At 72.5% G+C, this 14,266-nt stretch carries 7 protein-coding genes; 5 read left to right on the forward strand and 2 right to left on the reverse strand.

What is annotated here, in order from left to right; translation table 11 throughout:
• Positions 1-154 precede the first annotated feature (154 nt).
• On the reverse strand, positions 155-3,655 hold the full coding sequence (locus WMF17_RS18400; protein ID WP_437650609.1) for a kelch repeat-containing protein: 3,501 nt from the start codon (positions 3,653-3,655) through the stop codon (positions 155-157).
• A gap of 251 nt (positions 3,656-3,906) precedes the next feature.
• Between WMF17_RS18400 and WMF17_RS18405 the strand changes: the two genes are divergently transcribed.
• The 3 genes from WMF17_RS18405 to WMF17_RS18415 all read left to right on the forward strand — a co-directional run bounded on the left by WMF17_RS18405 (position 3,907) and on the right by WMF17_RS18415 (position 9,377).
• Entirely contained in the window at positions 3,907-4,599 is a 693-nt protein-coding gene (locus tag WMF17_RS18405; RefSeq protein ID WP_437650610.1) for a hypothetical protein, read from the forward strand.
• A complete protein-coding gene (locus WMF17_RS18410) occupies positions 4,542-5,105 on the forward strand; it encodes a thrombospondin type 3 repeat-containing protein (protein ID WP_437650611.1) in 564 nt (187 codons plus the stop codon). The genes WMF17_RS18405 and WMF17_RS18410 overlap by 58 nt, the downstream gene beginning before the upstream one ends.
• A 1,020-nt stretch (positions 5,106-6,125) precedes the next feature.
• The gene (locus WMF17_RS18415) at positions 6,126-9,377 is read left to right on the forward strand and encodes a thrombospondin type 3 repeat-containing protein (RefSeq protein WP_437650612.1); all 3,252 of its coding nucleotides are present in this window, start codon (positions 6,126-6,128) and stop codon (positions 9,375-9,377) included.
• On the opposite strand, the gene WMF17_RS18420 is transcribed toward WMF17_RS18415, so the two are convergent.
• The gene (locus WMF17_RS18420) at positions 9,367-10,353 is read right to left on the reverse strand and encodes an aldo/keto reductase (protein ID WP_437650613.1); all 987 of its coding nucleotides are present in this window, start codon (positions 10,351-10,353) and stop codon (positions 9,367-9,369) included. The genes WMF17_RS18415 and WMF17_RS18420 overlap by 11 nt on opposite strands.
• A gap of 747 nt (positions 10,354-11,100) precedes the next feature.
• Between WMF17_RS18420 and WMF17_RS18425 the strand changes: the two genes are divergently transcribed.
• Together WMF17_RS18425 and WMF17_RS18430 are read left to right on the forward strand one after the other, a co-directional pair.
• Entirely contained in the window at positions 11,101-11,934 is an 834-nt protein-coding gene (locus WMF17_RS18425) for a hypothetical protein (RefSeq protein WP_437603380.1), read from the forward strand.
• Positions 11,935-12,375: 441 nt separating this feature from the next.
• A complete protein-coding gene (locus tag WMF17_RS18430; protein ID WP_437650614.1) occupies positions 12,376-14,232 on the forward strand; it encodes a serine/threonine protein kinase in 1,857 nt (618 codons plus the stop codon).
• Positions 14,233-14,266: the final 34 nt, after the last annotated feature.

Here is a 14,266-nt window from a genome sequence, read left to right on the forward strand (position 1 = left end):
GCAAGGACATCGCGCCGCCGTAGGCGCGCGCGCCCTGCAGCGCGCGGCGGTGGCCCCCCTCGGTGCGAGGCCGCGCCGCCCGGCCCCGGCGAGCCGCAGGGCGCGACGCCGCCGGGCCTCTCGCCCTCCCTGGTGGCCGGGATTCGCCGCGGGCTCAGCGGCGACGCCGGCGCGCAGCCGCGGCGACGCCGAGCCCGGCAAGCAAGGCCAGCAGCGGAGAGCCGGCGCCTCGCTCGCCCAGGTCCGCCGCGCCCGGAACCCGGCAGGAGCAGGACGGGACACCGGGGGGCGAGAGCGGAGCAACGCACTCGCCGGCCAGGCTGCACACCGACGGGGAGACGCAGTCGTCCGTCGACCGGCACTGCTTCAAGCAGTCGCCGGCGCCGGAAGGGCAGCGGTAGGGGGAACAGTCTGGATCCGCTGCGGCCGCAGTGCGGAGCGTGTGATCGCCGTCGCAGCTCGGGCCGGTCTCGCGCAGATCGGCGCAGGCGCCCTCCTGGCAGATGAAGTCGAGGATGCAATCCGCGTCCGACGTGCAGGTCGTCCGGCACGCCGTGCCGTCCTCGGCGCAGCGGAAACCGCGGCATGACGAGGTCTCGGTCGTGTAGCTACCCTCGCCGTCGCAGAGGAAGCGCGCCTGGGTGCCAGCGCCGACGGCGCAGTCGTCGCCTGCACACGTGCACTCGCCCTCCTTCAGGGCCTCATCGCTCTGGGGGAACTTGCACGATCCGTCGGCGTTCCCGCCGCAGTAGCCGCGACAGCTCTCCTCACCGACGCAGCCCTCGCGCCGCGGGGCTCCGTCAGCGCCGGCGTTGGGGTGCGGGGGCTCTCGCCGCTCGTCCGTTCCGACCGACGTGCACTTGCCGAGCGAGCTCGGGATGTCGCAGGCCTGACAGGGGGCTCCGCATGCGCTGTCGCAGCAGACTCCATCGACGCAGTGCGCGGATGCGCACTGCTCGTCGTCGGTGCAGCTCGCGCTGACGGGCAGCTTGCGCGTGCACAGGCCGGCGCTCGCCGGAGAGCCGCCCCCGGCCCCCGCGCCACCTGCGCCGCCAGCCCCCGCAGCGCTCGCCGAACCGCCGGCACCCCCGGCGCCTGCGACGCCGCCAGAACCACCAGCGCCCGCCGCGCCGCCGCCCGCCGCGCTGCCGCCCGCCGCGCCGCCGGCCCCCGCACCACCAGCGCCCGCCGCGCCGCCAGCCCCCGCACCGCCAGCGCCCGCCGCGCCGCCGGCACCGCCAGCACCCGCACCGCCGGCACCCCCGGCGCCGCCCTCGCCCTCTGCGCCCGCAGAGAGGTCGCACCACGCGTCCGCTGCGCAGTCGGCGCTCGTCGTGCACCGGCTGCTGCACCGGTTGTCAGGTCCGCACACGCCGGGAGCGCAGCTGCGCGTCTCGCCGGGGTCCGCCACGACCTCGCCGGCGTCGCTGCATTTCTTGTGCACCTCGATGCCGTTGACGCACTCCACGGGATCCACGAGGAGCGCCGTATTGGCCACAACAACCCCGCAGTACCCCGTTTCGTCGTCGTGGACGTCGTCGTCGCCGTCGTTCTCCTTGCGCTCTGCCCGGCACGAGATGCACTGGCCTGCGCAGCGCTCGCTGCAGCACACGCCCTCTGTGCAGTACCCCGACAGACAGTCGCTGTCCTCTCGGCAGGCATCCCCGAGCCCCCTGACCAGCACCTCCGCGCTGGATTGCACGACGACATCGTCCGCAGCGAGGCCGAGGCCGCCCGTCACCAGCACGCCGTCTCCGGACGCGATGGAGTCGCCGCCGCTGACCCGCACGGCCGCATGGTCCTGACGGTGCTGGTCCCTCGCGCCCGGGATGAGCGAGCCGAACCTGCCCGCCTGCGCCGAGTAGATCTCCGCGCTGGCCAGCGGGGCGCCGTCGGTCCCGCCGACGATGACGACGTCCCCGCTCGAGAGCCGCGTCGCCGTGTGCGCGGACCGCCGCGCGCCCATCGCGGGCGCCGCGCCGACGGCGACGGCGTCCCCCGTGATCGTGACGCGCTCGGCGCTGCTCAGGTAGGTGCGGTTGCCGCTCGCCGCGGTCACGCCGCCCGTGAACAGGACGCGCGACGAGCTCTCCCCCGAGTCGGGGTCGAGGAGCGTGGCCGTGTGCCGGGCCCGGCTGCCGATCAGCCGCTGGGGGAGCAGGGTGAACGTGCCCCGCGAGCCCTCCGCCGGATCGTAGAGCTCGAGCGTCTGCCCGGCGAGGACGGCGTCCACGAAGCCGCCGGCGATGAGCACGCGGCCGTCGTTCAGCAGAACGGCCGTATGCGCCTTGCGCGACGCCTGCATCACGCCGCCGCCGGAGACGAACGCACCGCTCTCCGGGTCGTAGACATCGAAGGTCCCGAGCGGGAACACGTCCGCGGAGGAGCTCGCGCCGCCGGCGATGAGCACGCGGCCGTTCGCGAGCCGCGTCGCGGTGTGGGCGATCCGCGCGGCGCTCATCAACGGGCCCGGCGAGAACGCGCCGTCGGCGTAGACGAGCGTGGTCGTGCTGGCCGTCCCGGTGGCCGACCCGCTGCCGCCGGCCAGGAAGACCGCACCCGTGTCGAGCCGCGTCGCGGTGTGACCGCCGCGCCCCTGGGGCATCGGGGCGATCACGCTGAACGAGCGGCTCTGCTGATCGTAGAGCTCGACCGAGCCGAGCGCCGCGCCCGAGGCGCCGAAGCCGCCGGCGATGAGCACCCGGCTCCGCGGATCGGTCTCGTCCAGCCGCGTCGCCGTGTGCCGCGTGCGCGCCACCGCCATCGCCTCGGAGGTGACCTGCCAGTACGGGTCCACGAGCGCCGGATAACGCACGCCCGCGCCCGCCCAGGCGACCGTCACCGCGCACGACGGCGCGCCCGGCGCGGTGACGGGGCGACCCCACGGCGCGCGCGGGCTCGTGTCGACCGCGCAGCCCTCCACGGAGAGCCGCGCCGGCCGCCGCTCGCCGTCCGCGTCGAGCACGTACGGCGGCGCGATGCGCAGCCGCGGGGCGCCGCCCGCGTCGAGGAACTCCAGCGTGCTCTCGACGAGGCGCAGGCCGGCGGCGCCGCCCACGTCGACGCGGTAGCGGAGCTCCTCGCGAGCGGGCGCGCGCTCGAAGAACGCGAAGTCCTCGGTGCCGGCGCGGTCGACGCGGTGGAGCAGATCCGCGCCTCCGGGGCCGCCCGCCGCGTAGATCGCGATGCCGTCCGCCTCGGCGAGCGGCGCGTCCGCGGCGCCGTCCAGCGAGAAGGCCACGCCGAGGCCCGAGGCCACGTCGGTGAGGCGCACCGGCCCGGAGGCGCGGGCCGAGAGCTCCACGGCCGCGAGCGCGCGCGGGACGTGCGGCCGGACGGCGCCCGGCGAGACGGCGATGCGTGCCGGCCCCGGGCGCAGCGCGAGCGCGGCGCCGGCGCCCGGCAGGCGCGCGCGGATCGCCGTGAGCCGGGCGCGGCTGTCCGCCGCGTCGACCGGCGTGGGAGGGGTTCCCGGCGGATCCGCCGGGGCGCGGGGGCGCTCGGAGCAGACCGCCAGCAACAGGACGGCGCCCGCCCCGGCGAGGAACCTGGCAGGTCGCGGGAGCGGCGCGGCGCGATCGCGCTTGAGCTTGAGCACGGAGTCGTGGTCCTTCCTCGGGAGCCCGTCCGGCCCGCGCAGCGGTGGCCGGCGCATGGCGCTGCCGGACGAGGAGGCCGCACGATAACAGAACCGGAGCGCGCCACGCCGCGGAAATCACGGGTCGCGGGTCGCGGCGCGGGGACGGCGCGGGCGCAACGTGGATCGCGCCGGCCCCACACGGGACCACATGGCCGCGATCCCGTCGCCGGACGCGCTTGCTGCGGGCGAGAGCCAGGGTGTAAATGGAGATCTCGGCCGAACTCAGAGGGGAATTCATGCGACGATTGGGCTTACTTTCACTTGCCGTGACGGCGCTCCTCCATGGGGCCGCGTGTGGTGAGGATGAGGGCGCGCCCGGCGCGTCCAGCGGCGGGACCGGCGGCGCGGGGGCAGCGAGCGCGACCACCACGACGACGAGCGGCGGTGGGAGCAGCGCCGGCGGCGGCGGCGAGGGAGGCCAGGGGGGGGGCACGGGCGGCGCGGGCACGGGCGGCGCGGGCACGGGCGGGGCTGGAGGCGCGGGCACAGGCGGAACTGGAGGCGCGGGCGCAGGAGGCACGGGCGGGGCGACTTATGGCTACTGCGCCAAGGGGTGCACGACCCCCGCAGATTGCTGCGCGCCGGGCCAGGGCAACTGTCCGAGCGACAGCTATCCCACCAATTATACTTGCGACAACGGCATCTGCGGGGCGCCGCAGTGCGCGAGCCACGACGAGTGTACGAACGGTGGTCTCAATCCAAACAAGCAGTGCGTGCCATCCGGCGGGGTGAGCCAGTGCGTCACCCCCTGCACCCTCGACACGGACTGCTCAGGGAGAGCCACGTGCGTCGGGGTTGACGATGCCGGTAACAAGTTCTGCCGGATCGCATCCGAGCCGTTCGTGTGCACCAGCACCGCGGAATGTGGCGGCTCGGGCAAGTGCGTGGAAGGCGCATGCGTATGCGAGGGCGACGGCGACTGCACGGACCCTTCTGCGAACGCTTGCGCCTTGCGGTAACCGCCGCGCGGCGCCGCGCAGGTCGCGAGGGACGTACTCGCAGCAGGCGCGGCGCTTTCGATCGTATCTTTCCACCACCATCGCGGAGGGATCGACGTGGCCCATCACCTCCTGTCCCGTGTCTCTCGCCCGTGCGCTCCGCGTCGTGGCCGTCGCTCCGGCGCTGTAACACGGCATTTTCGCCTCCTCGTCATTGGCTTGTCGCGGCGGCCCTGAGCACGCGGAGCGCCTGGGCCCAGTGCACTCCGCCCGCGCCGAACGATCCCGATGGCGACTGCATCAATAACTTCGGTACGTCCCCCGGCAACTGTCCCAACATTGCCAATTCTGAGCAGGAGAACGGAGATGTCGACAGGTACGGCGCCGCCTGCGACCCCGACGACGACAACGATGGCGTTCCCAACACCTCCGACAACTGCTCGCTCATCCCAAATCTCGCGCAGCTCGACCACGATGACGACGGCATCGGTGATGCCATGCGAATGCATGGATACAGCGCAGCTTGAGTGCGATGACGGCAATCCATGCACGCTGAACGATACGTGCCAGAATCGCGAGTGCACGCCGGGCGTCGCCGTGGTCTGCCCCGATCCTCTTGACGCAGTGTGCAAGCAAGGCTGGTGCAGCGATGATGACGGCGCCTGTCGGCTCGTGCCCCGCCAGGAGGGGACCCCCTGCTCCGGCGGCATCTGTCTCGCAGGGGGCTGCTGGATGGAGTCGCTCAACGGGGAAGGGGCAAGCGGGAGCGGAGGGGGAGACGGGGCAGGCGGGGAGGGGGCGGCCGGCGGGGGAGCGGCCAGCGCCGGGAGCGCCGGTGCAGGCGGCGCGACCGGAGCCGACGCGGCCGGCTCCGGTGCGAGTTCCTGGGAGGCGGCCGGCACGGGCGGCGCCGCCTGGACGCCTCCCCCCGCCGTCGAAGGTGCAGGAACGGCGCGTCTCCACGGGAACGGCTGCGCGTTGGGCGCCACGCCCCGGGACGCCGGCGGCGTCCCGGCATGGTCCGTGCTTGTGCTTCTGGCTCTTGCCGGAACCAGAGGGCGTCGCGCCGCACGTTCTGTTGCTCGGGCACCACACCGGCCCACACAAAGGCACCCCCCTCGTCACACCCTCTTGCCGCCGGAGAGAACAGGGGTGTAAAACGAAGATCTCGGCCGAACCGAGCGAGGGTTCATGCGACGATTGGGGTGTCTTTCATTCGCCGCGACGGCAACCTTCAACCTGGCCGCATGCGCTTGCGACCCGATGAGCTGCGGCGAGGATTCGCCCCGCTGCGTGACCGCCACGGCGGGCGCATCGAGCACCAGCACCGCGACCGTGAGAGGCGGCGGTAGCAGCGCCGACGCGTCTGCCTTGTGATGGACGCCCGGCGACGCCGCGCAGCTCGCGGGGAATGTACCTCCCGGATCAGGGAAGCGCTTTCAATCGTGTTCTCCTACACCTACCGCGGAGGGTTCGCCGTGGCTCATCGCCTCCTGTCCCGTTTCTCTCGCCGGTGCACTCTGCGTGGTGGCACGCTCTCGTCCGCCGTGACGTGGCATTCCCGCCTGCTCGTCATGGGCTTGTCGATCCTCGCGGCGACGGTCCTGAGCACGCGGAGCGCCTGGGCCCAGTGCACTCCGCCCGTGCCGAACGATTCAGATGGCGACTGCGTCAGCAACGTTGGCGCGGACGCGGACAACTGTCCCGACATTCCCAATCCCGAGCAGGAGAACGGAGACGGGGACAGGCACGGCGACGCTTGCGACAATTGCCCGAGCATCAGGAACGAAAGCCAGGCGAACCGGGATGAGGACAGCAGGGGCGACGTCTGCGACAACTGCCCGGATCTGAAGGCCGAGGACTTCGGCGACAACGACGGCGACGGAGCCGGGAACCCGTGCGATCCTGACGACGACAATGATGGCGTCCTCGACGAGGTCGACAACTGTCCGTTCGTCGCGAACCCGCCCCTACGACCGGGTGAGCCGCAAGCCGACAACGACGGCGACGGCCTGGGCGACGCCTGCGATCCCGATGACGACGAGGATGGCGTCCCCGATTTCGGCGAGGGAGATGAGCCGCTCGACAATTGCCAGTTCGTCGCGAACCCGCCCGAGACCCCCGGCGCGCCCCAAGCCGACAACGACGGCGACGGCCTGGGCAACGCGTGCGACAACTGCCCCGATGACGACAATGGACCGCTGGCGCCGGGGCCCGATCTGGATATCCAGATCGACAACGACGGCGACGGCCTGGGCAACGCCTGCGACCCCGACGACGACAACGATGACGTCCTCGACGAGGTCGACAACTGCCCGTTCACCGCGAACCCGCCCGAGATCCCTGGCGAGCCGCAGGCCGACAACGACGGCACTGGCGGCGGTGACGCCTGCGACCCCGACGACGACAACGATGGCGTCCTCGACGAGGTCGACAACTGTCCGTTCGTCGCGAATCCGCCCGCGACCCCTGGCGGGCCGCAGGCCGACAACGACGGCGACGGCCTGGGCGACGCCTGCGACCCCGACGACGACAACGATGGCGTCCTCGACGACGTCGACAACTGTCCGTTCGTCGTGAACCCGCCCGAGACCCCCGGCGCGCCGCAGGCCGACAACGACATCAGCGATGGCCAGGATGGGGGCGACGCCTGCGACCTCGACGACGACAACGATGGCGTAGACGACGACATCGACAACTGCCCGTTCACCGCGAACCCGCCCGCGATCCCAGGCGGGCCCCAGGCCGACAACGACGGCACCGGCGGCGGTGACGCCTGCGACCCCGACGACGACAACGACGATGTCCTCGACGACGTCGACAATTGCCCGTTCGTCGTGAACCCGCCCGATACCCCCGGCGAGCCGCAGGCCGACAACGACGGCGACGGCCTGGGCGACGCCTGCGACCCCGACGACGACAACGATGGCGTCCTTGATGACGTCGACAACTGCGTGTTCGTCGCGAACCCGCCCGCGATCCCCGGCGAGCCGCAGGCCGACAACGACGGCACCGGCGGCGGCGACGCCTGCGACCCCGACGACGACAACGATGGCGTCCTCGACGAGGTCGACAACTGCCAGTTCGTCGCGAACCCGCCCGATACCCCCGGCGAGCCGCAGGCCGACAACGACGGCACCGGCGGCGGCGACGCCTGCGACCCCGACGACGACAACGATGGCGTCCTCGACGAGGTCGACAACTGCCCGTTCACCGCGAATCCGCCCGCGACCCCTGGTGGGCCGCAGGCCGACAACGACGGCACCGGCGGCGGCGATGCCTGCGACCCCGACGACGACAACGATGGCGTCCTCGACGAGGTCGACAACTGCCCGTTCGCCGCGAACCCGCCTCCGGGTCCGGGCGCCCCGCAGACCGACACCGACGGCGACGGCCTCGGCAACTCCTGCGACGCCGACGCCGACAACGACGGCATTCACAACCAGCTGGAGACGCTCTGGACCACGAGCTCGCTGAACGCGGACACCGACGCTGACGGGATCGACGACGCCACCGAGGTGTGCCCCAACTTCGTGACGTGCGTCCCGTGGAACAGCATCGCCGGAGACGGAGACACAAGCGGGATCATCGACAGCCTGCGGATCTGCACTCAGGACGACGCCCCACGGAACTGCTATATCGCCAGGGCCGTCGATACGGTCCGCAACGATGGCATCCCCGACGCGCTCGAGGTGTGCTCGGAGAGCGAACCGCGCACCTGCTATGCCCTGATCCCGGTCGACACCGATGACGACGCGCTCCCCGACAGCCTGACGCCCTGCGAGGCGGGGGGCTGCTACTTCACGCAGCCGACCGACACGGACGACCCCGATGGCACCGACCCTGACGATGGGGGCATCGACGCGGTCGACCTCGACAGCGATGGAGATTCCGTGCCCGACCTGGAAGAGGCGCTGCCGCTGACCCCGGATGGCCTCCCGGCAGACACCGACTCGATCGGCGCCGACCGCGACTGGATCCCCGACTATCGCGATCCGGACTCGGATAACGACGGCATCCTCGACGAGACAGACAACTGCAGGTCCCACCGCAACACGGAGCAGTACGACGAGGACGGCGACGGGCGCGGCGACGCGTGCGACGACGAGGACCTCGACAACGATGGAGTCCTGAACTTCGAGGACAACTGCGTGTACGTGGCGAACGGGCCCGCTCTGCCGACGCCGGACGACCCGAGCGATGACCAGCTCGACGCCGACGGTGACGGCGAGGGCGACGTGTGTGACGACGACGACGACAACGACGGCACGCCCGACGACGAGGACAACTGCCCCCTCGTCGAGAACGGGCCCGCCCTGCCGACGCCGGACGACCCGAGCGACGATCAGACGAACACCGACGGTGACGGCGAGGGCGACGCGTGCGATGACGACGACGACAACGACGGCACGCTCGACGGCGACGACAACTGCCCCCTCGTCGACAACGACCAGTCCGACGCGGACGGGGACGATCTAGGCGACGCCTGCGATCCGTGCCCGGATGAGCCGGGCGAGGCGTGCATGCCGACCGGCCAAGGCGGCGCGGGCGGCGCGGGCGGCGCAGGCGGCGGCGGTGAGGCCGGGGCCGGCGGAGGCCAGGGCGGCGCGGGCGGCGCGGACGAGGAGCCGCCGCTCGACAGGCCGGAGTTCGAGGGGGGCTGCGACTGCCGGATGATCGCCGGCGGAGGCGCCAGCGAGGGCGCCGGCGCCAGCCTGCTGCTGCTGCTCGCGGCGCTCGCGCGCCGGCGCGCCCCGCGGTCTGCGCGCCCGCGCTCCGGCGCGCCGTTCAGGCCTTGAACGTGTCGTAACGACCGGCTCGGGGCGCGACGCGCGCCTCGAGCGCGCCGCGCTCGGCGGGCGGCATGGGGAAGGGCAGGGCCCTCGCGCCGAGGTTCTCGCGCACCTCGGCGATCGAGGAACAGCCGATGATCACCGTGTCGGCGTGGCTCGCGGCGTAGTGGATGAGCTCGCCTGGGCTCGCGGCGCGATCCTGGAGCAGGCGGCCCGCGGCCATGATCTTCATGCCGATGACGCCGACGCCGCGCCGCCGCGCCTCCTCGACCACCGTCGTCAGGAAGGGGAGCCGCGCCGGATCCGCGGGGTTGATCGCGCACAGCACGGTGTCGACCGGATAGCGCCGCATCGCCTCGACGAGGATCTGCGGGTCGTGGTGCCCGGTGATCCCCACGTGGCGCACGCGGCCGTCCGCCCTGGCCTGCTCCACGGCCTCGATCGCGCCCCCCTTGCCAAAGATGGCGTCGAGCTCGTCGCTCTCGCGCAGATCGTGCAACTGCCACAGATCGAGGTGGTCTGTCCCGAGGCGGCGCAGGCTGTCGTCGAGCAGCCTGAGCGCGCCGTCGCGATCGCGCGCGTGCGTCTTGGAGGCGAGGAATACCTGCTCGCGGGCCCTCGGTCCGGCGGCGCGGAAGGCCTCACCATAGTAGTCCTGGCTCTGCTGGTACGCAGGCGCAGTGTCGCAGTACCTGACCCCGAGGCGCAGCGCCTCCAGGATCACCGGCACCGCCTCGCGGTGGCGACCGGTCGTCCGGAGGATCCCCTCTCCGCCGAGCGACACCGGCTCCACCTGCGCGCCGGTCCGCCCGAGCCTGCGCAGCGGCGCCGGCGCCGCGGCATCTCGCGGGGACGCAGGCGCCCCGGGCGGCGCGCACCCGACAGCCCCGCCCGCCATGGTCGCCTCGGTCGTGGCGGCCGCTCGCAACACCCCACGACGACCCGTGTCTGCCCCTTCCGTCTCGCTCGGCTCGTTGCTCATGCGTCCTCCGGAGAAAAGTTCTACCAACCCGCCGGCCGTACGTAAACGGCGCCTGGGTCCACAGGGCGCATACTTGCTCACATGAGCCCACTTGCGCGCATCTGGTGGTCTACTGGCGCAGGAGCGCGCCGGCGGGGCTCGTTTCGAGCGCCCGTCGCGGAGCTGCGGTGACGGAGGCGGATGGTTACGGCCCGAGTCGATCGATTCTCGTGCTCTGCCTTCATTGGTCACAAACGGCGCATCCTGAGCAGGTCAGGCGCAGAAGGGTCGATATCTCCGGGGCGGTACGGGCGGGTTCTGGCCGGGTCAGACGAGCGGCGGAGAGGCGGCGCGCGGCGGCCGTCTGCGCGTCGCCGGAGGGGCCCAGCTGCTCTCGTTCGCGACGGCCGCGGCGCGGGCGAGAGCGCACGTGATCTGCTCGAACGCGCGAGAGAGATGGGTTTGCGCGCCCCGCTCGAGCGCCGGCCGCCGAGGCGGTGAGTTCGCCATCTCCAGCCGATGCACGCAGCCCGCGCGCAGGGGCCGCGGCGCTGGGGGGCCGTCCGGCCGGTCCTCGCGTTGAGATATCGGAAAACCAGAGCCGGCGCTGATCCAGAGAATGTCTTTTCGCCGATGCGGCGAGGCCGGCGACGCGAGCTCGCAGCGGCAGTGTCTGCACACGAGCGCTGAGGCACACAGCCTGCTCTTCGGTGAACCCAGGATGGCTCGGGGCTTCCGGCCATCACGGGATATTGAGGAGGACAACACATGCTCTCGATTCATGGCAAGGTGATGGGGCTCGCGATGGTGATGGCGGCGCTGGGCACGGGGTGCGCCGTCGATTCAGTGGGCGACGCGGACCTCACCGAGGTCGAGCTCGTCAATTCGGCTGCCGGGGCGCTCGAGGGGGACGAGGCTGCCGGGGCGCTCGAGGGGGACGAGGAGAGGGGTGGATTCCAGGCGCCGGGCAAGTCGCCGCTCGGGCCGAGCAAGGGGAAGGGAGGGATGCTCGGGCCGCAGGGGCCCATCGACCTCGGGCAGGGGACGGCGGGCCCCGGTCTACAGGAGCAGATTGGCCAGGTGGGCCAGGCGCCGATTGCCCAGGTGGGCCAGGCGCCGATTGCCCAGGTGGGCCAGGCGCCGATTGGCCAGGTCGGGCAAGGGCCGGTGGGCGCGCCGGGCCTCGGCGCGCCGGGTGTCGGCCTCGGCGCGCCGGGCGTCGGCCTCGGCGCGCCGGGCTTCGGCTTCGGCGCGCCGGGCGTCGGCGCAGTGGGCTCGCGCTTCGGCGGCTTCGGCGGCTTCGGCGGCGGCTTCGGCTGCTGCCCGTCGAATTTCATCAACAACAACAACATCAACATCAACACGCTCTTCGACCACAACTTCCGCCACGACTGCTTCCGCAACGACTTCCGCCACGACTGCTTCCGCGACGACCGCTTCCGCGGCGACTGCTTCCGCGACGACTGCTTCCGCGACGACTGCTTCCGTGATCGCAACAGGTTCGACGACTTCGACTTCTGCTGCTTCCGTGATCATGACAGGTTCCGTAACCCCGGGTTCCGGCCCCCCCACTGCGGTGGGGAGAACGGCTTCCGCTGGTAACGGGCGCTCGAACCTCCGCAGCTGCTGGCGCCACGCCCGCTCGCGCGGCGCTGGCGGCCCCCTCGACCGCCTGACGGCGTGCCTCCGCAGGCGCACGGGCGGTCACGGGAGAGCGCGAGTCGCTCGTCCTCGATGGCCGACCGGGCGTCGGCCTCCCGTCGCGCGCTCTCTCGCAGACCTCTCCGCGGTCGCCTGGGGTCCACCCCCCAGGCGGCCGGCGGCGCCGGGGACGTGACGGCGGCGGAGGCGGGCGGCCGGCGCCTCGACCCGACGGGGCGCGACCGGGTGGGGCCGCCCCCGTTTTCGGGGGTGGGCTTCCCTCAGGAGCGCGATCTGTCCCGCCGAGCTGTACGAGGATCCGCGGCAGGTTGAGCCGCGAGCGCGCGCGCGTTCGCGGACATTGCTCCCCCGTGCGCAATCCCCTAGAGTGCCCCTAACGCTGTGATCGGCACGATCATCGACGGCAAATATCAGATACGCCAGCTGCTCGGAGAGGGCGCCATGGGCTCGGTCTATGAGGCCGAGCACACGGGGACCGGCCGTCGCTGCGCCGTCAAGGTGATCAGCTCGGCCGATCTCACCCGCGATCCGAAGGTGGTCAGCCGCTTCCAGCGCGAGGCGCGCGCGGCGGGCGCGATCGACACGCAGCACATCACCCAGGTGCTCGACGCCGGCGTCGATCGTGGATCGAACCTGCCTTTCCTCGCGATGGAGTTCCTCGCCGGCGAGGACGTCCACCAGCTCATCAAACGCGTCGGGCCGCTCGCGCCCGACCTCGCGCTGCGCATCGTCGCGCAGTCGTGCCTCGGGCTCCAGAAGGCGCACGAGGCGAGCGTCGTCCACCGCGACATCAAGCCGCACAACCTGTTCCTCGCGCGGCGCGACGCCGGCGAGATCCTCGTCAAGCTGCTCGATTTCGGCATCGCCAAGGTCAAGATGGACCGGGCGAACGAGACCGAGGGCGCCGATCTCACGCGCACCGGGAACCTCATCGGGTCGCCGCTCTACATGTCGCCCGAGCAGGCGCGCGGCCAGAAGGAGATCGACCACCGCACCGACATCTGGTCGCTCGGCGCCGTGCTCTACCAGGCGCTCACAGGGCGAACCCCGTACCATCACATCACCGCGCTCGGCGAGCTCATCATCTCCATCTGCTCGGATCCCCCGCCGCCGGTGCAGGACTTCGCGCCGTGGGTGCCGCCGGAGGTCGCGGCGATCGTGCACCGCTGCCTGCTGCAAGCGCCCGGGCAGCGCTACCAGAGCGCGCAGGAGATGTTCGGCGCCATCCGGCCGATGCTCCCCTACGGCTGGGGCATCCACGAGAGCATGCTCGTGCCGCTGCCGGAGGCCGTGCACAGGCAGTCCGCGCCGCGGTTCTCGGTGAACGTCAGCCTCCCGCCCCCGAACCAGAGCGGCGCGTATGCCGGCGCGTCGCCCGCGAACCAGAGCGGCGCGTATGCCGGCGCGTCGCCCGCGAACCAGAGCGGCGGATACGCGGCGCTCGCGGCGTCGCCCGCGAACCAGAGCGGCGGATACGCGGCGCTCGCGGCGTCGCCCGCGAACCCGAGCGGCGGGTACCCCGCGGCCCCGCACGAGCACCGCGGCGGATCGCACCCGTCGTTCGCGCCGCCGGCGAACCAGAGCGGGCCGCACGGCGCGGTCGTCCCGGCCGGCAACCACGCCGGCGCCGCGACGACCGGGGCGCTCACGCAGTCGCATCGCGGCACGCAGCCCGGCGCGTCGCGGGGGCCGGTCGTGGCCGGCGCCGCGCTGCTCGCCGCGGTCATCGCGGCCGGCGTGTACTTCGTCAGCAGCCGGCGGTCGCCCGAGCCCGTCGCGCCGCCGGTGGCGCAGGCGACCGCCGAGGCGCTCCCGCCGGCGGCGGCCACCCCGGCGCCGGCGCCGATGCCGCCGCCGCCGCCGGCCGCGACGGGGACGTCGGAGGTCGTCGAGGCCGCCGAGCTGCATCCGAGGCGCGTTCAGGTGGTCATCCTGCCTGCCGACGCCTCGGTCGAGATCGAAGGCGCACGCGCGAAGACCAGGAACGGCATCCTGGAGATCACCGGGCCGCTCGGGAGCGAGCACAGGGTGCGCGTGTTCAAGGGGGCGAACGAGGTGGTGACCGACGTGTTCGTGACCACAAGCGGCGCGCGGCCGCTCAAGATCGAGCTCGTGCCGCCCTCGGCGAAGGGCGCTCCGGCGCCTCCGGCGAAGAGCGTCTCCGCCGCGCCGACGCCGCCACCCGCGCCGACGACCCCCAAGGGGATCATCGACAACACCGAAGAGTTCGGAAAATAACAGCAGAAGAACAGGCTGAGTACGGTGCTCGATC

The organism is Sorangium sp. So ce362 (assembly GCF_051519845.1).
Lineage (GTDB): Bacteria > Myxococcota_A > Polyangia > Polyangiales > Polyangiaceae > Sorangium.

Bases quoted from the DNA above. Each gene is read 5' to 3' on its own strand.
- WMF17_RS18410 (WP_437650611.1), top strand. From the start codon at position 4,542: ATGCGAGGGCGACGGCGACTGCACGGACCCTTCTGCGAACGCTTGCGC.
- WMF17_RS18425 (WP_437603380.1), top strand. From the start codon at position 11,101: ATGCTCTCGATTCATGGCAAGGTGATGGGGCTCGCGATGGTGATGGCG.
- WMF17_RS18420 (WP_437650613.1), bottom strand. From the start codon at position 10,353: ATGAGCAACGAGCCGAGCGAGACGGAAGGGGCAGACACGGGTCGTCGT.
- WMF17_RS18400 (WP_437650609.1), bottom strand. From the start codon at position 3,655: ATGCGCCGGCCACCGCTGCGCGGGCCGGACGGGCTCCCGAGGAAGGAC.